The sequence below is a fragment of the Mesorhizobium sp. B2-5-11 genome (assembly GCF_006440835.1).
GTDB lineage: Bacteria > Pseudomonadota > Alphaproteobacteria > Rhizobiales > Rhizobiaceae > Mesorhizobium.
The window spans coordinates 403,049-422,057 of the sequence record NZ_VFUK01000003.1; the positions used below are offsets into that span (position 1 = coordinate 403,049).

The 19,009-nt window shown below is 62.2% G+C and carries 21 protein-coding genes and 2 tRNA genes; 12 read left to right on the forward strand and 11 right to left on the reverse strand.

The window, feature by feature from the left end:
- Positions 1 to 56 precede the first annotated feature (56 nt).
- Together FJ490_RS12905 and FJ490_RS12910 are read right to left on the reverse strand one after the other, a co-directional pair.
- A complete protein-coding gene (locus tag FJ490_RS12905) occupies positions 57 to 551 on the reverse strand; it encodes a GNAT family N-acetyltransferase (protein WP_140495733.1) in 495 nt (164 codons plus the stop codon).
- A complete protein-coding gene (locus tag FJ490_RS12910; RefSeq protein WP_140631159.1) occupies positions 548 to 1,306 on the reverse strand; it encodes a copper homeostasis protein CutC in 759 nt (252 codons plus the stop codon). Before FJ490_RS12910 ends, FJ490_RS12905 begins: the two co-directional genes overlap by 4 nt.
- 199 nt (positions 1,307 to 1,505) lie before the next feature.
- Here FJ490_RS12910 and FJ490_RS12915 point away from each other — a divergent pair, with 199 nt between their 5' ends.
- Positions 1,506 to 1,934, forward strand: coding sequence for an SRPBCC domain-containing protein (locus FJ490_RS12915; protein WP_140495735.1), 429 nt, complete (start codon positions 1,506 to 1,508; stop codon positions 1,932 to 1,934).
- A 122-nt stretch (positions 1,935 to 2,056) separates the two neighbouring features.
- A complete protein-coding gene (locus tag FJ490_RS12925) occupies positions 2,057 to 2,512 on the forward strand; it encodes a carboxymuconolactone decarboxylase family protein (protein WP_140631160.1) in 456 nt (151 codons plus the stop codon).
- 69 nt (positions 2,513 to 2,581) lie between these two features.
- Here the strand turns inward: FJ490_RS12925 and FJ490_RS12930 are convergent, their stop codons facing one another.
- The 4 genes from FJ490_RS12930 to FJ490_RS12945 all read right to left on the reverse strand — a co-directional run bounded on the left by FJ490_RS12930 (position 2,582) and on the right by FJ490_RS12945 (position 5,564).
- On the reverse strand, positions 2,582 to 3,028 hold the full coding sequence (locus tag FJ490_RS12930; protein ID WP_140521047.1) for a hypothetical protein: 447 nt from the start codon (positions 3,026 to 3,028) through the stop codon (positions 2,582 to 2,584).
- A gap of 229 nt (positions 3,029 to 3,257) precedes the next feature.
- Entirely contained in the window at positions 3,258 to 3,689 is a 432-nt protein-coding gene (locus FJ490_RS12935; RefSeq protein ID WP_140495738.1) for a cupin domain-containing protein, read from the reverse strand.
- Between the two features lie 107 nt (positions 3,690 to 3,796).
- Entirely contained in the window at positions 3,797 to 4,147 is a 351-nt protein-coding gene (locus FJ490_RS12940) for a RidA family protein (protein ID WP_140517162.1), read from the reverse strand.
- A gap of 70 nt (positions 4,148 to 4,217) precedes the next feature.
- Positions 4,218 to 5,564 carry an FAD-binding oxidoreductase gene (locus FJ490_RS12945; RefSeq protein ID WP_246672745.1) on the reverse strand — a complete coding sequence of 449 codons (1,347 nt, stop codon included), beginning with the start codon at positions 5,562 to 5,564 and terminating at the stop codon, positions 4,218 to 4,220.
- A gap of 214 nt (positions 5,565 to 5,778) precedes the next feature.
- Here FJ490_RS12945 and FJ490_RS12950 point away from each other — a divergent pair, with 214 nt between their 5' ends.
- Both FJ490_RS12950 and FJ490_RS12955 read left to right on the forward strand, forming a co-directional pair.
- Positions 5,779 to 6,780: an ornithine cyclodeaminase family protein gene (locus FJ490_RS12950; RefSeq protein WP_181166218.1), complete on the forward strand. Its 1,002-nt coding sequence runs from the start codon at positions 5,779 to 5,781 to the stop codon at positions 6,778 to 6,780.
- 142 nt (positions 6,781 to 6,922) lie between these two features.
- Positions 6,923 to 7,927 carry an aminotransferase class V-fold PLP-dependent enzyme gene (locus tag FJ490_RS12955; RefSeq protein ID WP_224519170.1) on the forward strand — a complete coding sequence of 335 codons (1,005 nt, stop codon included), beginning with the start codon at positions 6,923 to 6,925 and terminating at the stop codon, positions 7,925 to 7,927.
- A gap of 6 nt (positions 7,928 to 7,933) precedes the next feature.
- Here the strand turns inward: FJ490_RS12955 and FJ490_RS12960 are convergent, their stop codons facing one another.
- Both FJ490_RS12960 and FJ490_RS12965 read right to left on the reverse strand, forming a co-directional pair.
- A complete protein-coding gene (locus FJ490_RS12960) occupies positions 7,934 to 8,938 on the reverse strand; it encodes a LysR substrate-binding domain-containing protein (protein WP_140495740.1) in 1,005 nt (334 codons plus the stop codon).
- 153 nt (positions 8,939 to 9,091) lie between these two features.
- Positions 9,092 to 10,387 (reverse strand): amidase, encoded by a 1,296-nt coding sequence (locus tag FJ490_RS12965; RefSeq protein WP_181165332.1) that lies wholly within the window; start codon positions 10,385 to 10,387, stop codon positions 9,092 to 9,094.
- 554 nt (positions 10,388 to 10,941) lie between these two features.
- On the opposite strand from FJ490_RS12965, the gene FJ490_RS12970 reads away from it, so the two are divergent.
- The 3 genes from FJ490_RS12970 to FJ490_RS12980 all read left to right on the forward strand — a co-directional run bounded on the left by FJ490_RS12970 (position 10,942) and on the right by FJ490_RS12980 (position 13,212).
- Entirely contained in the window at positions 10,942 to 11,727 is a 786-nt protein-coding gene (locus FJ490_RS12970) for a transporter substrate-binding domain-containing protein (protein ID WP_140495742.1), read from the forward strand.
- Positions 11,728 to 11,801: 74 nt separating this feature from the next.
- Positions 11,802 to 12,524 carry an ABC transporter permease subunit gene (locus FJ490_RS12975; RefSeq protein ID WP_140517154.1) on the forward strand — a complete coding sequence of 241 codons (723 nt, stop codon included), beginning with the start codon at positions 11,802 to 11,804 and terminating at the stop codon, positions 12,522 to 12,524.
- Position 12,525: 1 nt separating this feature from the next.
- Complete coding sequence (locus FJ490_RS12980; RefSeq protein WP_140728922.1) at positions 12,526 to 13,212, forward strand: ABC transporter permease subunit; 687 nt, start codon at positions 12,526 to 12,528, stop codon at positions 13,210 to 13,212.
- Between the two features lie 449 nt (positions 13,213 to 13,661).
- On the opposite strand, the gene FJ490_RS12985 is transcribed toward FJ490_RS12980, so the two are convergent.
- Positions 13,662 to 13,736 (reverse strand) — tRNA-Asn (locus tag FJ490_RS12985).
- 220 nt (positions 13,737 to 13,956) lie between these two features.
- Here FJ490_RS12985 and FJ490_RS12990 point away from each other — a divergent pair.
- A complete protein-coding gene (locus tag FJ490_RS12990; protein ID WP_140495745.1) occupies positions 13,957 to 14,217 on the forward strand; it encodes a hypothetical protein in 261 nt (86 codons plus the stop codon).
- A gap of 54 nt (positions 14,218 to 14,271) precedes the next feature.
- Here the strand turns inward: FJ490_RS12990 and FJ490_RS12995 are convergent, their stop codons facing one another.
- A complete protein-coding gene (locus FJ490_RS12995) occupies positions 14,272 to 14,523 on the reverse strand; it encodes a hypothetical protein (RefSeq protein WP_140495746.1) in 252 nt (83 codons plus the stop codon).
- Between the two features lie 221 nt (positions 14,524 to 14,744).
- Between FJ490_RS12995 and FJ490_RS13000 the strand changes: the two genes are divergently transcribed.
- The 4 genes from FJ490_RS13000 to FJ490_RS13015 all read left to right on the forward strand — a co-directional run bounded on the left by FJ490_RS13000 (position 14,745) and on the right by FJ490_RS13015 (position 18,227).
- Positions 14,745 to 14,818 (forward strand) — tRNA-Cys (locus tag FJ490_RS13000).
- A 90-nt stretch (positions 14,819 to 14,908) separates the two neighbouring features.
- Positions 14,909 to 15,577, forward strand: a complete 669-nt coding sequence (locus FJ490_RS13005) for a protein-L-isoaspartate O-methyltransferase (protein WP_140728997.1) — start codon at positions 14,909 to 14,911, stop codon at positions 15,575 to 15,577.
- Positions 15,578 to 15,755: 178 nt separating this feature from the next.
- A complete protein-coding gene (locus FJ490_RS13010) occupies positions 15,756 to 17,135 on the forward strand; it encodes a TolC family outer membrane protein (RefSeq protein ID WP_140495878.1) in 1,380 nt (459 codons plus the stop codon).
- 258 nt (positions 17,136 to 17,393) lie between these two features.
- On the forward strand, positions 17,394 to 18,227 hold the full coding sequence (locus FJ490_RS13015) for a PopZ family protein (RefSeq protein WP_140728921.1): 834 nt from the start codon (positions 17,394 to 17,396) through the stop codon (positions 18,225 to 18,227).
- Between the two features lie 52 nt (positions 18,228 to 18,279).
- Here the strand turns inward: FJ490_RS13015 and FJ490_RS13020 are convergent, their stop codons facing one another.
- Positions 18,280 to 18,921: a VOC family protein gene (locus FJ490_RS13020; RefSeq protein ID WP_140728920.1), complete on the reverse strand. Its 642-nt coding sequence runs from the start codon at positions 18,919 to 18,921 to the stop codon at positions 18,280 to 18,282.
- Between the last annotated feature and the right edge of the window lie 88 nt (positions 18,922 to 19,009).

Here is a 19,009-nt window from a genome sequence, read left to right on the forward strand (position 1 = left end):
TGGTCAGTGCAGCGGCGTTGTTCCAGTAGTGGCAGAGACCTGGAAAGGAGCAGCGCTCAGGCGATGATCCGCCTGACGTAGTAGCGCACCGCCTTCTTGCCGCCATGGATCACCGCGTCGCCGACCTCGGTGAAGCCGAGCGCTGCATGGAAGGCGTCCGAAGCCGGGTTGGGCGGGTCGGCATTGACCTCGCATGTGACCAGTGCATGGCCGGCGCGCGTGGCGTGCTCGAACAGGTCTTGGTAGAGCAGGCGGGCATGGCCGCGGCCACGAGCTTGCGCCGCCACCACGACGCGATCGACATAGACGAAGCGCTCGTAGCGTTCGCGAAACCAGAGAAAATTCGGACTGTCGTACCGAGCCCCTTGATCGAAGGTCATGATGAAGGCTTCGAGCGCGCCGATGCGGCGCGCATAGAACGCCTCGCCAAGCAGGAAAGACAGGCGCTCGGGCTCAAGCCACGACAATTCGGCGGCATGCTCGTTGTTGAGCGCGAGTATGGCCGCTTCGTCGCTTTGCCTGACACGGCTGATCGGGGAGAGGGCGGTCATGCCTTGGCCGCCCCGATCGTCGCTGCCACAAGCGGCGTATCGGTGAGCGTATTGCGATACTCGCGGTCGAGATCGGAGCCACCCATGCCGACCTTGGGATTGCGGTAGCGCATGGCGCTGGGCACGTCCTTAAGGACGGCGAAATGCATTTCGGACAGTCCGGTCCTTTGCCGCACCTCGGCAATGTTGCCGAGATCGAGCCCGCCGCAGCCGAGAATGACGATGCGGTCGCCCCCCTGTCGCACCAGGTCCGCCAGCAGCGACAGGCCCTCCATCGCCGTGTCGCGTTGGCCGCTGGTCAGCACGCGGCCGACCTTGCAACGGATCAGCGCTTCCAAAGCCTCGGCCGGGTCGCGCGTCATGTCGAAAGCGCGGTGACACGTGACGTTAAGGCCGCCGGCGGCCTCCGTCAGTTCGCTCATGCGGCGCTCATCGATGGTGCCTTCGGCGGTGAGGCAGCCGAACACCACGCCGGGCACGCCGAGGTCGCGCAGGGCGGCTACGTCGGCCAGCATCGAACGGTACTCGGTTTCGCTGTAGAGAAAATCGCCGCCACGCGGCCGCACCATGACATGGAACGGCACAATCGCCTGGTCGAGCGCGGCGCGCACGGTTCCCAAGCTCGGCGTGATGCCGCCTTCGACGAGGCTGGCGCACAGTTCGACCCTGTCGGCGCCGCCGGCCTGTGCGGCCAGAAGGCCATCAATGCCCTCGACACAGATTTCGATCAGCGGCGGGCGGGCTTCTTCAGTCAAGGTGTGATCCTGTCCATGATGTTGTGAGAAGCCCGTAGCACCCGCGCGGCGGGCGCGAAAGCAGGAACGGCACGGCGCATTGGACCAGGGGGCATTTCCCTGCTTGACAGTCTTATAACTACATGGTTATGAGTTAACCCATAGCCATCGAGTTATTGATCGCGAGCGGTGGCTCGACGACGACTAAGAGGAGCACGGCATGACACAGACCAAATCGATCGTCGTTGAACGGCTGATTCCGCATTCGGCGGAGAAGATATGGCGTGCGCTGACAGTGCCCGAACTCGTCGCAGAATGGCTCATGCAGAATGACTTCGCGCCGCAAGAGGGGCATCGCTTCACGTTCCGCGCTTCACCGGTACCGGGCTGGTCCGGGGTGACGAACTGCGTCGTGCTGAAAGTCGAGGCGCCACGCCTGCTTGCCTATAGCTGGGGCGACGGAAGCGAATCCGACAGCGGACTGAAAACCGTGGTGACCTGGTCGCTCACGCCTGAGGGCGCGGCGACCCGGGTGCGGATGGAGCACTCGGGGTTCCGGCCGGCCGACGAGCGTGGATATGTCGGCATGGGAAGCGGCTGGCCGCGTATTCTTGAGCGACTTGAGCAGGTGGCTGCGAAGCAAGGCTGAGCGCCGACTCTCCTCGACCAACCGGTCGCCATGGCCGGCGAACCACAACAAGTCTCCCGGATGCGCCGCTCCCGGGCATGGCAAACTGCGCCCTGACCAAACTTTTCAAACGGAGAAACACCATGGAAGCCAGGCTCAAGAACCCCGTGATGCTCATCCCCGGCGCCCTGCAGGCGCTGCTGGCGCTGGACAAGTCGACCGAGGCGGCCGATTTGCCCTATGTGACGCGCAAGCTCGTCCATCTGCGCGCCAGCCAGATCAATGGCTGCTCGGTCTGCGTCGACATGCATGCGCGCGAACTCAAGAAGGCCGGCGAGAAGGACGAACGCATCTTTGCCTTGTCGGCCTGGCGGGAGACGCCGTACTTCACCGATGCCGAACGCGCCGCGCTTGCCCTTGCCGAGGCCGGCACAAGGCTGGCCGACAGAACGGATGCCGTGACGGACGAGGTATGGAACGAGGCCGCCCGGCACTATGACGAAAAGGCGCTTGCCGGGCTCGTCATCCAGATCGCCGTGATCAACGCCTTCAATCGGCTGAACGCCACGACACGCCAAATGGTCGGCGCCTGGGGCTAAGGCCGCGCGAAGGCGAGCCGTGCCACGGTGCAATGGCGGCTGGACTCGCGGTGCACCAAACCTGCTTGCCTAGCCCGGCCGGGTCGCGGCCGGCGGCAATTCGAACAGTTTGGCGCCATTTTCCTCGCCGCGTTCGACATAGCCGATGGTGCGAAACCATTTTGCGATTTCCGGTCCCGTGAGCCAGCTGCGGGAGTGAATAGGGAGATTGCCGGCGAGCGCCTGGATCTGCCTGATATGCCGCCTGCAGAAACGCACGGTCGCGGCCCTGAAAAAGCCCTCGCGCGCCGCGAACAGCGTGTCCGCGGCGTCGCCATGCTCGTGCCAGGCGACGATCGCTACGGTCCCGTCGTTGTCGACAAGGGCATGGGCGCGGCCCTCCTTCAGGTTCATCATCAGATTGTCGTAGGCGACCTTGCTGTCCTTGCCGGCGGCGATGTATTCGTCGGACATCCGCTTGGACAAATGGCGAAACACGTCTTCCAGATCGCCGACCGTCGCTGTTCGTGCTCTCATTTCTGCTCCTTGAGCCCCGGCAGGGAGTTTGCTCCAGGAAAAGGCATTCACCAAGCAAAGGGATTTCGCGAAAAACCCAACGGGGGGAATCCGGTTCCGCCGGTAAGGCGGGCAACCGGCATAGCATCGTCAGCCCGGTCGTGCGGAACCGGATGTGAAGAGCTGGGCCAACGCTTAACGCGGCGCGCTCCCGTGGCGAGACAGTTCGAGGAGCCGGAGCAGCGGTGGCTTACTGGCGCAAAACCGTGTTCTTGGTGCCTTCCTCGACCTGGTCGATCACCAGCAGCTTGACCGGGCCTTCACCGATATTGGTGGCCTGATGCCACTGCCCGATCATCTCGATGATGAAATCGCCAGTCTTGTAGGTGTTGCTGTTGCCGGTCTCGACATTGGTGACCTTCAACGTGCCGGCCTCGACATAGGCGTAGCGCGGGAACGGATGCTTGTGCACCGGCAAGGTCGCGCCCGGCGCTATGTCGTAGGTCGACACCAGCACCTGCACGTTCTTCTGCGGCAGCGTGATCGGCTGGCCGGAAGCGGTGGTCGTGCGCGAGGCGAGGGGTGTCACGACGACGGGTGTGCCGCTGCTGTCCAGCGCATGAGCGCCGGTCGCGAACGCCGCAGCCGCCAGCAGCAATGCCGATGCCAGGACTTTTCGCATGATTCCTCCCCAAACCGCCGCATCTATCGCGCCGCGAAGGCCGGTGCGCAAGCATGTCCCTGACGAATCTGATTGGACTCGCTGGCCTGGACGTGGCGTGCGACGTGTCAAATCGCTGCGGTAAGCTGGATCTCGACACGGATCTCGGGCAAGGCGAAGCTCGCCCCGACCGTGGCGCGTGCCGGGGGCTCCACGCCGTCGAGCCATGTGACCCAAGCCTTGTTCATCGCGTCGAAGTCTTCGACATCCCTCAACCAGATCTGCGCGAACAGCAGCTTCGATCTATCCGAACCGACGCTCGCCAGAAGGCGATCCGCCTTTTCCAATATCTCCTTCGTCTGGTCAGACGTGCCGGTTTTCTTGTCATCGGCCGTCAAGCCCGAGAGATAGGCCGTGCCGTTGTGAACGACGATACGGCTAAGCCGTTCGTTCTTGTCGAATCGTTCGATGTTCCCCATGGCGGAGGCCCCTGGTTGCGTTGGTCAAAAGCAGGCCGCCGTACGCAATCCAGCGGTCTGCTGAGCGGGATCAGACGTGCGCGACAGCGGAGCGCTGGGCGTGGGCCTGGAAGAAGCGTTGCGGACGAAACGTTTCCATTTCGTCATGGATTTTGCCGCGCACGACTTCGTCGGCGACCACCTTGCCCAATTGCGGGCCGATGGTCACACCACTGTGCGTTACGGCCATGTAGTGGCCGACGATATCCGGCATGGCGCCGGCACAGGTGTAGCCGTCCTCCGGGAACGGCCGGACCGTCGTGCGAATGGCTTCCACACCTGCGTCGCGGAGCGAAGGCAGGACCTTGGTCGCCGCATCCAGGAGCGTCGCCGCCTCGTTCCCGGCAGGGCTGAGCACCTCCGGCTTCTCCAGGGTCATGTCCACCGAGACCTTATGGATCATGATGCGGCCCGCTCCGTCGGGACGGATATCCAGATCGTCGGCATGCAGCTGGCTGCGGAGCGTCAGGGCCACCGGCGGGGTGAAGGCGAGCACGCCTATGGTCGAGGAAAGTGGAATACCCTGGGCATCGCCGAGCCTCTCACTAGACCAGCCGCCGGTGCAGCTCACGACGGCATCCGCAGGGTGTCGGTCTCCGTTCGCCGTCCGAACTGCCCGTACGCGCCCGCTTTCGGTCTCGATCTTGGTCACGCGTGAACCGAGTTTGACCTGTGCTCCCCAGCGCTCCTTCGCCGCCCGCAAAAGCCAGGCCGAGTAGAGCACCGGATCGACCCAGCCTTCTTCCGGATAGTAGGAGATTGGACAATCACCGAAGGCAGAGACATCGATATCGGGCTCCATCTCGGCGACGCGCTTCTTCTCGATCCACTCGACGCCGTAGCCCCATTCCTTCATCTGCCTGAAGTTCTCGAAATAATCGTCCATCGACTCCGGCACTGTTCGCCAATCGAAACTGCCGGTCTGGGTGAACCAGGGAGCGACGCCGAAGTCGCGCTTGAGTTCAAGATGGGCGCGCATTCCCGAGACGTTCAGATCGAAATACGGCCGGGGCTGCTTGGTCGTCGCATTTGTCCAGGCAAAGCTTACCGCCGACGTGCCGCCTGCTATCCGTCCGGCCTCCAGCACGACGACGCTTGCTCCCGCCTTGGCGCATTCATAGGCGGCGGAACTGCCGACGATACCGGAACCGATGACCACGACACGCATAAAGATGACCTCCAAAAATTCCCGGGCTAATGACGTCATCCGATACGAGTAATCTCTGAAAGACGAATCGATGCAAATGCCGCTATATCGTTGAGAGATGTTGCTGGAGTTCTTGACAGTACTGCTGACGCCGCTCTTCTTAATTCGATCGGCGCCTGCGATGTGTTTGCAACCCCGCACAACATCCTCGGTTGCCTGAAAACATTGCAATGGGTGCCAACTGCGGTCAATTGAACTGGTCGCTGCCGTTCATGGCCAAAAGTTATGAACCAATGTCCCAGCCATCTGCGGCTGCCCAGGTCGGCCCATTAGCCCGCACGGGCAACTTCTCGTGCGAAGTTATCAAATTCGGGCGCAACCGTTTGCGAGAGCAATGCTACGCTTATCGGCGCATCGGGGATCGCGGAATGGAAGAGACTGCACGGTGAGTGGCGAGCCGGAATTCCTCCTGATCGACAAGAACGCGATCCGGGACATTTTGAGCCTATCCCTGGCTCTTGAAGCGACCGAGGCCGCACTGCGCAAAACATCGAGCGGCATGGCGCGCCAGCAGATCAGGCGCACACTTGAGCTGCCGGGTGCGGCCGGGAGTTGTCTGTCGCTTATGTATGCTGCGCTGGATGACCGGCCGCTGTTCGGGGCGAAGGTGCTTTCCGTGTTTCCTGACAATTTCGCGCATGGGTTCGCGTCTCATCGCGGCGGTGTCTTCCTGTTCGACAAGGATCATGGACGGCCTGTAGCCTTGATCGACGGGGGAGAGCTTACGGCTTGGCGGACCGCGGCGGCCAGTGCTGTCGCGACGAGGGCACTTTCGCGCGAAGACAGCACCACGCTGACACTGTTCGGATATGGCGAGCAAGCGCGCCGGCATGTCGCGGCTATTGCGGACGTCCGGCCGATCCATGCGATCCATGTTTGGGGTCGCGACTTTGCAAAGGCGCAGCACTTCGCCGAGGAGCAGTCAGCCGCCGGATTCCAGGCGAAGGCACATCGCGACCCTGGCGAGGCCGTTCGCGAGGCCGACATCATCTGCACCACGACATCTTCCGAAAAGCCGGTGCTGTGCGGCGAATGGCTTCCGCCTGGTGTCCATATCAATGCGGTCGGGGCGAGCGTCGCTTCATGCCGCGAGCTCGACCTCGACTGTGTGCGCAGAGCGCAGATCTGGGTCGACTACCTGCCTATGGCGCTGACGGCCGCGGGAGAACTGATCGAGGCGATTGAAACCGGCGTGATCGGCGTCGATCATATCCGTGGCGAGGTCGGCGACGTGCTGGCAGGTGCGAAACCCGGCCGCACTGGCGACGATCAGATCACGCTTTTCCGGTCTCTCGGCGTTCCCGCGCAAGACATCGAGCTTGCCAATCTTGTCTATATCTCCGCCCGCAACGCCGGACTCGGCACCTCAATTGATTTCAGGTTGTGATGCCATGCTGAGCTGCCAACGAGATCTCTTCTCCATTCCCCGCGAGACAGCTTATCTGGATGTCGCATACATGTCTCCGATCCCGACCGCCGCCGTCGCGGCCGGCGAGGCCGGCGTCAGGGTGAAAGCCGAACCCTGGAAAATGACCATCGCCTCCTATTACGACGAGGTGGAAGAGGCTCGGCAGCTCGCCGCATCAATGGTGGGCGCCGATGCCGATGAGATCGCCATTGTGGCCGCCACCAGCTATGGCATGGCTATCGCAGCCGCCAACGTTTTGGTTGCGGCAGGTTCGGCCATCCTTCTGATGGAGAACGAACACACCTCGCACAGATATGTCTGGTATGACCTCGCGCAACGCGCCGGCGCCTGCGTTGATATCGTCCCGCAACCAGCCGACGGCGACTGGACCAGCGCGATCGTATCGGCAATCCAAGACTCGAGCCGTCCCATCGCGGTCGTTGCGGGGACGCTGGTGCATTGGTTCGAGGGCGTGGCGATCGACCTGGAGGCGGTGGCCGCCGCCACACGGGCAGCGGGCGCCAGTCTTGTCGTTGACGGAACCCAGTGGGTTGGCGCGATACCCTTCGATGTCCGGCGCGTCCGACCGGACTTTCTCGTCTTTGCCACCTACAAGTTCCTTCTGGGGCCATATCGCCTCGCATTCCTTTACGCCGACCGGCGTTGGCACACAGAGGGGCGCACTCTGGAGCATCATTCATGGAACCGGATGGGCGGCGACAAATCTGACTTCTACAAGGTGGCCGTGGCCGAGTTTCTTCCCGGCGCGCGGCGGTTCGACATGGGGGAACGCTCCGATTTCGCGGTCCTGCCCATCGCAATCGCCGCAATGAAGCTCATCCGCGGCTGGACCGTCGGGCGCGTGTTTGAGCGCCTGCGTCACCTTAATGAGCTTGTCTGGGCGCAGGCGGAAAGCAGAGGGCTGCCGGTCGCGCGTCCGCGACACCCAACGCCCCATATCGCGATCCTCGACATAGGGGGCCGTCTCGCGCCGAATGCGGCACAAGAGCTGAAGCGGGCTGACGTGCACGTCACGCTGCGCGGCACGAAGATGCGCGTGTCGCCGCATGTCTACAATGACGAAGCCGATATCGGCCGCCTGTTCGAATGCCTGCCGCTCCGCTAGAGGCTTTCAGCGGTGAATGAAAACAGTTCTGTCGGCCTGGCGGCGAGGACCCAGGGCGGTGATTCCTGCCTCTACGCCGTTCATAAAGCTTCGCGTCGTCTGGATAAGATGCTCGGTGAAGGCGTCCGCCGCCGTCGATGCAATGACACCCCAAGGCCGGTAGACGCTGAGGTTCAGATCGAGACGTGGCCGGAAATCCCTGATCTCGATCGGCAGGTCGCGTGCCAGCCACGCCGAAAGCCTGTCGACGACGCTCACGCCCGCCCCGGACGCGACAAGGGCGATGCACGCACTGGACAGACTGGCCTCTATCTTCAACAGACGTCCCACTCCGCGTTCTTCGCACAAGGCATCGAGCTGCTGCCGCATCGGATCAGCGGAGCCCATCGAGATGAAGTCGAGACCGTCGAGATCTTCTGCCTGCACCACGTCGAGCTCGGCCAGACGGTGACCCGCCGGCATGACGCAAACCGGTGGGGTCGCTGTCAGCGCTCGCCTGACGATTGAAGAATTCTCGTCCGATGCCGTTACGCCTATTCCGATGTCGAGCTGATTGCGGCTCGCCCGCTGCACCACCGTGGCGGAGCTGCGGATATCCAGGGAAATCGACACGGATGGATGCTGTTTTGAGAAGCTCGTGATGATGGATGGCAGCAGCGTGGACCCGAAGGCCGGGAGCGCGCAGATATTCAACCTGCCACTTCGTAGCTCGCGTATCTCCCTCGCGGCGCGCGAGATGCCGCGCGCGGACTCGAAAACGCGCTTCACCTCGGCATACAGCATGTGCGCTTCAGGAGTGGGGATCAGCCGCTGCCGGCTTTTCCTGAACAGCTGGAAATCCGCCTTCTCGCTGAGTTGCTGGAGCATCTTGCTGACAGCCGGCTGCGTGATGTCAAGTGCGTCGGCCGCCTTGGTGGTTGTTCCATGCAGCATGACCGAAGCGAAGACCTCGATCTCGCGAGGCGTAAACTCTGCCTCCTTCGTGACGGTGTCCTTTTCGCCAAATTTCATGCCCGCTTACCTTGCCAGGCAGCTGGATCGCTGTGCCGAAACAGCGAGCTGCGAACGCCAAGATTAATGGGAAGGGTCGGATGTTCCAAGAGGCGCGCGAAGGAAGTTTATTCCTGGAGGTTATGAACTTTCAGCGATTTGGCGGAACTGATTTCAGTTGCTTGTCAACATTTCGGCGAGATCGAGCAAACCGGCGTCCTGACCCGGACCTGCGGCCAGTTGCACCGACACCGGAAGCCCGTCAGGAACCGGCAAAGGAATAGCCAACGCCGGCATGCCAAGCATATTTGCCCAGCGGCGGAAGCGGCCGCCGGCCAGTCCCCACGGCACCATTTCCCCATTCACCTCGGTAAGTTCGTCGGAAAGCCGCGGCGCCGATCCAGGCGCCGTAGGAATGGCAAAAGCGTCCAGGCCCGCGATTTTTTCCAGAAACCGGCCTCGCACGCCGTTACGGATTTCGATGGCGCTATCATAGGCGCCGGCATGGATGCGAATGCCGCCCTGCAGGAATGAGTGAACCGCGTCGCCGACCATGTCCGGCTTCTGCTCGATTGCATTGCGGTAGATTCGCGCGAACTCACATTGGAGGATTGTCAGTCCCGCGGCAACGAACGCCTCCCTGTCGTCGAAGGTGATCTCGACCGTGCGCACTTCAGGACGATCGAGCATGGTAGCCAACGCGATATCGACTGACGTGTCGACGTGAGCGCCAAGCAGTTCGGGGCAGATGCCGATCGTGATGCCCGTTGTCGTTTTGCTGCCCCCGCTTGCCGACGGGGCGAGCCGTTTTCCGGCAAGCGCCTCGGTCACCAGGCGAACGTCCCTGACCGAGCGTGCAAGAACGCCGACGCAGTCCAGCGAACGCGCTATGCTCATGACGCCCTCCACGGCGATCAGATCATTCGTCGGCTTGTAACCGAACAAGCCGGTAGCAGCAGCCGGGGATCGGTTTGACCCGCCGCTGTCCGTGCCAACCGCTGCCAGGCAAAAACCGGCTGCGACCGCTGCGGCCGACCCGCTGCTCGTGCCCCCTGTCCCACGGTCCGGATCAAGCGGGTTGGCGACCTTGCCGTACCAAGGGTTGTCATGACCGCCGACGCACAGTTCGTGCAGGTTCGTCTTGCCGATGATGATGGCGCCGGCCGCCTGAAGATTGGCAATGCATGTTGCCGTTTCCGTCGCGACGTGATCCCGAAACAACCGGGAGCCAGCCGTTGTCGGCCAATCCTTGACATCGATAACGTCTTTGACCGCGATCGGCACGCCATGCAGCGGACCGCGCCTGTGACCGGATCTGATTTCGCGCGTGGCCTGAAGCGCGGCGTCCAGGGCATCAGCTTCGGCCACGAATATCATCGCCTTGATGTGTTCATTCAGTTCCTGGATGCGCTCGAGGCAGCCCTCCACGATTTCCACGGGCGACAGGCCGGCAGCGATCTTTTCGCTCATCTCCTCGATGGACCGGCAAGGGCTGCTATTCATGTGACCACCTTAGAGCGAACGGGCCGCGGGCCGACTGCATTGCGGCCGGCCATCCCGGAACCGGCCGACGATGCCACATCAGAAATTTGGTGGACAGTCGCGAGCTTATTCCCGTGGACGCGGGACTATCGCTGAAAACTCATAGTCGCGATCAATGGCGGCGTCGTGAACCGTTCAATTCAGCCCTGTCCTCGCACGCGCGGATCAACGAGCGGCGATCGTTTGCCAGTCGCCGGACTGCGTCACTCGAAGGGGCTATCGTCATAACTATTGGTGATGAACCGCACGGCAGGGGGCATTAGATCGAGATCATTTGAACTGTTAGCGTTTTCAAACACCGCCCTGAAAGAAGGTCGACTGAGCCGAATGGCCAAGTTCGCATCGCCGACATCCGAACCAGTCCACGATGCTCGATGCTGCCGGCTGGCCACGGGCCGACGTCGAAAGATCGGCAGATGCCCGGCTACCAGCATCATCATTGCGGAAGATACAAATCCACATAAACAAAAAGGGGAACAATCATGAAAAAGCTTGCACTCGCCTTGTCACTGATCGTGGCGGTATTTGGCGCCGCCAATTCATCGTCGGCGGCCGACGATGTCATCCGTTTCGGTGTCGCCGCGGAGCCATACCCGCCTTTCTCGGTCAAGGATGCCAGCGGCACCTGGCAGGGCTGGGAAATCGACCTGATGAATGCCGTTTGCAAAGAGATGAAGGCGAAATGTGAGATCGTCGATATCGCCTGGGACGGCATCATTCCCGCGCTGTTGGCCAAGAAGTTCGACGTCATCTGGAGCTCGATGTCGATCACGGACAAGCGCAAGGAGGTGATCGATTTCACCGACAAGTACTACTATTCGCCCAACGTGCTTGTCGGCGCCAAGGCGGATACGCGGCAGTTCGACGTGACCAAGCCGGAGACATTCAAGGGGATTGCGGTCGCGGCACAGAGTGCCAGCCTGCAGGCGACCTACATGCAGGATAAGTTCAACGGCATTGCCGAAGTGAAGATCTATCCAACACTCGATGACGAAATCGCGGACATCCAGGCCGGACGCGTGGATCTCATGGCTGCGGCAGGCATCCAGATCCAGGATTTCTTGAAGAAGCCGGAGGGCCAAGCTTATGAAATCAAGGTGACGCTGCCGCATGAGAAAATGTTTGGATACGGCGACGGCGGCGGCCTGCGCAAGGAAGACACCGCTCTGAGGGACCGCCTCAATGCAGCACTCAAGGCGGTGCGCGCCAGCGGCGAGTACGAGACGATCACCAAGCGCTATTTCGATTTCAACATTTACGGCGATTGATCATCTGGTTCAGGCCCGGGGGACGGCCGGCCCGGGGCGGCCGTCGCCATCTTCATTGAACTGGAACGCGCTGTATGAACTCGACCGTGTCTTGGGCAACCCTGCTCAGCTTCGGGGACAAGGGCTGGGGCGACGAATTGCTTCTTGGCGCTTGCCTGAGCCTTGGAATTTCGATCAGCGCCTATCTCGTGGGCCTGACCCTCGGCCTCATGGGTGCGGTGGCCAAGATCTCGAAGAACCGCGTGGCGGTCTCCGCAGCCGTTGCCTATACGACAATCATCCGGTCCGTACCGGACATTCTCATCATATTCCTCGTCTACTATACCGCGACGGACGCGTTGCGCTGGGCCGTGAGCCTGGCGGGACTGACTTCCGAATTCCAGGTCAATGGGTTTGTCGCCGCGACCCTGTCGCTTGGGATCGTTCAAGGCGGCTACAGCACGGAGGTCCTGCGTGGCGCGATCGTGGCCATCCCGCGAGGTCAGGTCGAGGCAGCCTATTCACTCGGTCTGACACGGCGCCAGACCTTCTTCCTGGTGACCGTGCCGCAAATGGTTCCCCTGGCCTTGCCGGGGCTTGGCAATTTGTGGCTGGTCGTCTTGAAGGAAAGCTCACTGGTCAGCCTGATCGGTTTTACCGAGCTCGTTCTCGCCGGCAAGATGGCTGCCGGCGCGACGCGCGATTACTTCATGTTCTATTGCGCGATCGCGTTCGTGTTCCTCGCCATGTCGGGCATATCGGCGATGCTTTTCCATGCCCTCGAAACAGCCACCGTCCGTGGCGGGAGGCGGGGCTAGCGTGACTGAGTTTGGAGCCTACCTCGCCAATCAGCTTCTGGCCGGCGCCCAGGTCACCATAATCCTGTTCCTCGGCTGTGCGGTGGTCGGCAATTTGCTTGCTATCCCGGTTGCACTGGCCCGGTTATCCAACAGGAAATGGCTGCGATATCCTGCGGTTGCGTTTATCCTCGCGTTCCGGGGGACCCCGCTCCTGGTCCAGCTTTACCTCTGCTACTTCGGTATCGGCCAAATTCTCTCGGGGATCCCCTCGATCCGCTACAGCCCGCTCTGGCCCATTTTGCGAGGCGCGGACTTCTATGCGTTTTTTACCCTTTCCCTGAACACCGCGGCCTATTGCGGCGAGATTTGGAGAGGGGCGATACAGGCCATTCCAGAAGGGCAGTGTGAGGCCGGCCAATCGCTTGGCCTGTCGAAAACACGGATCATGATTTCCGTCCTTCTCCCGCAGGCTTTCAGGTTGGCTTTGCCGGCGATCGGCGGCCAGAACATCCTGCTTTTGAAGGGGACCGCACTGGCGTCGACGATCACGGTCTTCGAACTGATGGGCGCGGCGAACCTCGTTCGCGCGCAGACATTTCGGGTCTACGAGCCTCTGTTCGCCGCCGCGCTAGGATATTTCCTGCTGGCGGCATTGATCACTATCGGCTTTGGTTTCTTCGAGAGACGGCTTGCTCGACAACATTGAGCGGAACGGATCGGTGTATCGAGCCGCTGCGTGGAAGGCGACGTGACCTTCAGGCACGCCGAATTCGACATAGAATCGCGCCGCTTCGATGACCTCGCCAAATCCCGTTTTGCAAGCAGCGGCTATTTCGTCGCGGAACTGATCCCACGCTGTCGGGGCCGTTCGCGCGCTTGACCGCGTCGGACAAAAAACTTCTCGGCCCCTACATGAACCCCAGGGTATTTCTTGAGGGCCTCCTGGTCAGTGGCGCCAAGCGGGCACGAGGTGTTCTCGCGTGCCCAAAATAACCCGAAGTTCTCCAGGGATTTTGCGCCTGTAGCGCCATCCGGCCTTGCCGCGTTTCTGAATGTGGTTCACGCCGATCGTCATAGCCCAGTGTACCCCGCAGTGTACCTCTGGGAGGCGGAAACCCTTGCAGTGCTTGGGTTTAAAGACATTTCTGGATTAAGTGGCTCCCCGGGCCGGATTCGAACCAGCGACCAACCGGTTAACAGCCGGTTGCTCTACCACTGAGCTACCGGGGAACAGAGGCTCTCATGCGAGTGGCGCAGCCTATAGCAAACCCTTTTCGGCTTTGCAAAGAACCATTTCGCATTTTTCCGAGACTTTTTCGCTCAGGCGTTTCTCGCAATCGGCGGCGTTCGTCCTCATATTAGCCGTCTTGCGAGGGCGCGGAACCGAATGCGCGGTCGCGGCTTTCGTCAAGTGACATCCTCAAACCACCAGACGGACCGGCCATTCGAGATGACGGCAGCAGAAGAAAACCAGGCACCGGCGCGAAAGATATCGGTCTTCGGGCGCAAGTTCACCATGCCGCGTTCGCGCGGCCTCAGGATTGCAATCGGCGTGCTTTTGACGATTGGCGGCATTCTGGGGTTCTTGCCGATTCTCGGTTTCTGGATGGTGCCGCTCGGACTTTTGGTGCTCTCCTACGAATTCGCCATGGTGCGCCGCCATCGGCGCCGGTTCGTCGTCTGGTGGGAACGGCGGCGCCGGCCGGATTGATCGGCCACGCCGGGGACCTTGCCCGGCTTCGTCGCGGCGGCCTTTGGGCCCGAATCAAATCGCAGCGCTATCCTGCGTTCCAGTGCTCGCCTCCTCCGGGGCGTCCTGCTGGCCTGCTCTCAGATCCTCGCTGATTTCCTTCAGGACGGCGGAAGCCGAGGCAAGGCGCGCGCGGTCGCGCGGTGAAAGCCGGCCGGTGCCTTCTATCTTGAGGCAATCCATGGCGTAGCGCACCAGCTCCTCGCACCCCAGCAGCGGCGAGCTGTCCGCGTTGTTGGTCGACTCGTCCGGTTTGGCCAGCTGCATGGCGCAGTCCTCCTCGGCCTCAACGCAGCCCGGTGCGCGGAGTTTCTCCCGATCATCCGCCATGCTTAACGGCTTGCTAACGCAGCTCGAACCGCCCTGTCTCGCATTTAGGGCGGGGTGCGGGGACTGGCGCAGGCGAAACCGTCGCGAATGCATTGTCGCCGCTTGACGGCTTTTTCGCCGCAACCTATTGGAACCGGGTGGAACGCCGGGAGTAACGAGGCCTCGTGGCGGAGTGGTTACGCAGAGGACTGCAAATCCTTGCACCCCGGTTCGATTCCGGGCGAGGCCTCCAATCTCCGGGCTCCCGCGCGTCAGCGCAGGGAGCTCGCCGTTCCCGTCTAAATGAACCGCGATGTGGCGCGGCAAGCGGATTGGTTGGGACATGAGCGCTGATTTCTCCGAGCTTCGCGTCAAGATGGTCGATGGCCAGATCCGCACCACCGACGTGACCAGCACGCCGCTGCTCGACGCCATGCTTTCCGTGCCCCGCGAGCTTTTCGTCGACGAACGCCAGCGCAATCTCGCCTACATCGACGAAGACATCCGCATCGCGGACGGCCCCGGCGGCGCGCGATATCTGATGGAGCCTTCGCCGCTGGCCAAGCTGATGCAACTGGCCGAGATCAGTCAGGCTGATTCGGTCCTCGATGTCGGCTGCGGCACCGGCTATGCCTCGGCCATCCTGTCGCGACTGGCGGGCTCCGTGGTGGCGCTTGAAAGTGATTCGGCGCTGGCCGAAACCGCAAAGTCGGTGCTCTCATCGCTGGGCTGCGGCAATGTGACCGTGGTCCAGGGCCCGCTGCCGCTGGGATATGCGGCCAAGGCGCCCTACGATGTCGTCTTCGTCGGCGGCAGCGTCGGCAAAGTGCCGGCGGCGCTGCTCGACCAGCTCGCCGAAGGCGGCCGCCTCGTCGCGGTCGAAGGGCAGGGCAATTCTGGCGTGGCGCGGCTTTTTTTCAAAGCAGGGGGGGTTGTAACCGGTAGACGGGCATTTAATGCGGCAATTAAGCCACTACCCGGGTTCGAACGTGAGCATGCTTTCGAATTCTGAATGATTTGGCCTTGCAGCAGAGGCTTTGTCATGGTCGCTTGCATTTGAACAATCGTTGCTGATCCCAATGGGGGCACTTTGGGCCGAGCGACAGGGAACATTCTGACACGCCGCTCCGGTTCTCCAAGGAGAAGCTGGTGCGGCGTGGTTCCCATGGAAAACGAATGAGGGTTTAATGGTGCCGTCTCTACGCAAGTCACTTTTCACCGCCGTCCTCGTTTCGGCGACCGCGCTTTCCCCGCTGGCCGCCTCGGCCGAAACCATCTCCGGCGCGCTTGCAAAGGCCTATCAATACAATTCCTCGCTGAATGCCTCCCGAGCCGGCGTACGCGTCACCGACGAGAGCGTGGCCATAGCCAAGTCCGGCTGGCGCCCGACCATCACCGGGACGGCCGACACGAATTATGTGAATACCCGTGCCAGCGGCGCCAACGTCAAGACGGGGTCGGCCAGTGTGGCCATCGTCATAAACCAGAGCCTGTTCGACGGCTTCCAGACGAGAAACAATGTGGCGGCAGCCGAATCGCGGGTCAAGGCATCCGTCGAAAGCCTGCGCAACACCGAGGAGAACACGTTGTTGAGCGCGGCCACGGCCTATATGGACGTGATTCGCGACCGGCAGATCGCGGTGCTGACGGAGCAGAATCTGCAGTTCCTGACCGAGCAGGCGCGCGCCGCGCGCTCGCGGTTCGAGGTCGGCGAAGGCACGCGCACCGACGTTGCGCAGGCCGATGCGTCGCGCGCTTCCGCCGTGGCGTCGCTCAGCGCCGCCCGCGCGCAGGCGCTGGCAAGTGCGGCGAGCTATCACCAGATCGTCGGTGACGAGCCGGGCAAGCTCAGGCCTGCCTCGCCATTGGCCAGGCTGCTGCCGCCGAGCCTCGATTCGGCGATAGCCATCGCCTCGGCCGAGCATCCGGCGATCCTCGCCACCCAGCATCTGGTCGATGCGGCCGCGTTTTCGGTGAAGTCGTCCGAGGGCGCATTGCTGCCGCAGCTTTCCGCATCGGCCGGCATTTCGGAGGATTATCTGCATCGCAATCCCGACCTCCAGGGGAGCAACGGCGGTTCGACCTCGGCCAACATCGGTGCGACACTGACGATCCCGATCTATTCGGGCGGCCGCACCTCGGCGGTCGTGCGACAGAACAAGGAATCGCTTGGCGAGGCCCGCATCCAGGTCGACGTCAGCCGCGACCAGGTGCGCCAGGCCGTCGCCTCGGCGTGGTCGCAATACACCGCCGCGCAGCAGAGCGTCGCCGCCAACAGGCAGGTGATCGACGCCGCTCAACTGGCGCTGAACGGTGTCATCGAGGAACGCAATGTCGGCCAGCGCACCACGCTGGATGTGCTCAACGCGCAGGCCACCGTCATCACCGCCAAGATCAACCAGGCAAATTCCGAGCACGACGTTGTGGTGGCGAGTTATGCCATCCTGTCGGCGATCGGCCGCCTCTCGGCCGAGCGCCTTGCGCTGCAGGCGACGAAGTACAGGCCTGAAGAGCACTACAATGCCGTCAAGGACAAGTGGATCGGCCTGCGCACGCCGGATGGCCGCTAAACTCCACAGATTCGAGTAGTTCTCTCGAAGCGACCCGACGTTCGATCGAAACGCCTTGCCGCTTCATTGTTTGCGCAACTGCGCCGGCAACCCGTCACATGCTTTTCGACGAATTGCGCTAATCTGTTGAAATCCCACATGTCCCCAGAATGGGGATTCTCGTACGGCGCTCCGTCGGTTACGCTGTCGCCATGATTCGAATCCGGCGTTTACCGGAGCGGAAGTCTGTAACAGGTCACAAGGGCGGCGGATGTGACGATGGCAACGGCAAGCAGCGCACAGCGCGAACCTTCCATGGAAGAGATACTGGCTTCCATCAGGAGGATCATCGAGGACAGCGACAGCGGCCGCAAGCAGCCGGACGATGCCGATGACTTGCGGCAGGATCTGAAGCCGGCGGCGGGCGCTGCTCCCGACGTCGATGCGTTCCGCGCCGAATTGCATGCCGCTCCCGAGGTCAGGAAGCCGGTCACGCTGGCGGAGGTGCAGGCACAGACATCGGCGGCCGAACCAACGGTCGCGCGCATGGAAGCGCCGGAGCGAACCGATCCCGTGGCACCAAGGGCGTCGATGACGCTTGCCGAGGTGAGCGCCCGGATCGCCGCCGAGCCGCTGCCCGCCGAAAGGACCGACAGGCCCGCGACGCCCGAGGCCGGCGCGGCAAGCGATGCCATCGTCGCCGATTGGCGCCGCGAGATCGCGGCGGTCGGCGAGCAGGCGAAGGCGATACCAGGCATTCGCAAGCCGGTTGTTCAGCCCGAAGCGCCGGTGGACGAGCCGATGCCGGAGCCGGCGTTCGAGCGGACCCCTTCGATCGCCGCCCCGGCGAGCACCGACGAGGCGCGCAAGGCGGCGGATGAAACGCCTGCGGCCCGTCCGGCAATCCTTTCCGAGCATACGGGCCGGCAGGTCGCCGCGGCCTTTGGCGAACTCTCCGACGCCTTTGCCAGCCGCAGCAAGAAGACATTCGACGAGATGGCCGAGGAGATGCTGCGGCCGATGCTGCAGGACTGGCTGGACAACAACCTGCCAACGCTGGTCGAGCGCCTGGTGCGCGAGGAGATCGAGCGCGTGGCGCGCGGCGCGCAGTAAGGCTCACAGCCTGCATCAAAGCGCCCCGTCGAGCCGGCGCTTTTGCCGGGGCTCAGCTCGCCGCCGACGTTGAGAACGAGAGCAGATTGCCGTCGGGATCGTTGACAATGAAGGTGCGGGCGCCCCAAGGTTCCGTGCGCAGCGTTTGATGAAAACTGACACCTGCCGCCTGATACTCAAGAAACAACGGCTTGATCGCCTCGATGATGATCGTCGCCGAGAGCAGGTCCTCCTTGGCTCGCAGACCGCTATCGACAAGAGGCCGGTCGACATGGCGCAGGTTGAGCCGTGCACCGTCCCTAAACACCTGCGCGTAGAAGGGCGGCTCGCCATAGGTGAAGCGTGTGATGAAGCCGAGTTTGTGTTCGTAGAAAGAGCAGGCGGCTTTGATGTCGGAAACGAAAAGCTGCGGCTCGGCCACGGCGAGAAACGGCTGCGAGGCATCGGCTGTGGTGCTGTCGATCATGGTCTGAAGGCCTTTCTTCAGCGCCTGCCATGTCTCGAAACCCGCCTTCTTAGCGACCAGTTCCTGGGCATCGGCAAGCTTGAAGTCATGATCGAGGATCTGGCTGTCGGTCAGATGGCGGAAGCGCGGCAACATCCATCCAATCACAGCGGCGACGGGATAATACCGCTCGCGATGCCATTTGAGATAGAGCTTGGCCTGTTTCTTATGGTGCTCGAGTGTCGGCATGGGCGCATTGAGGTTGGGGAGGCGTAGGCGGGCAATGCCCCTCCGGCCGGAAGCCGATGCGCCCTACAGCAGCGATAGCAACTTAGGC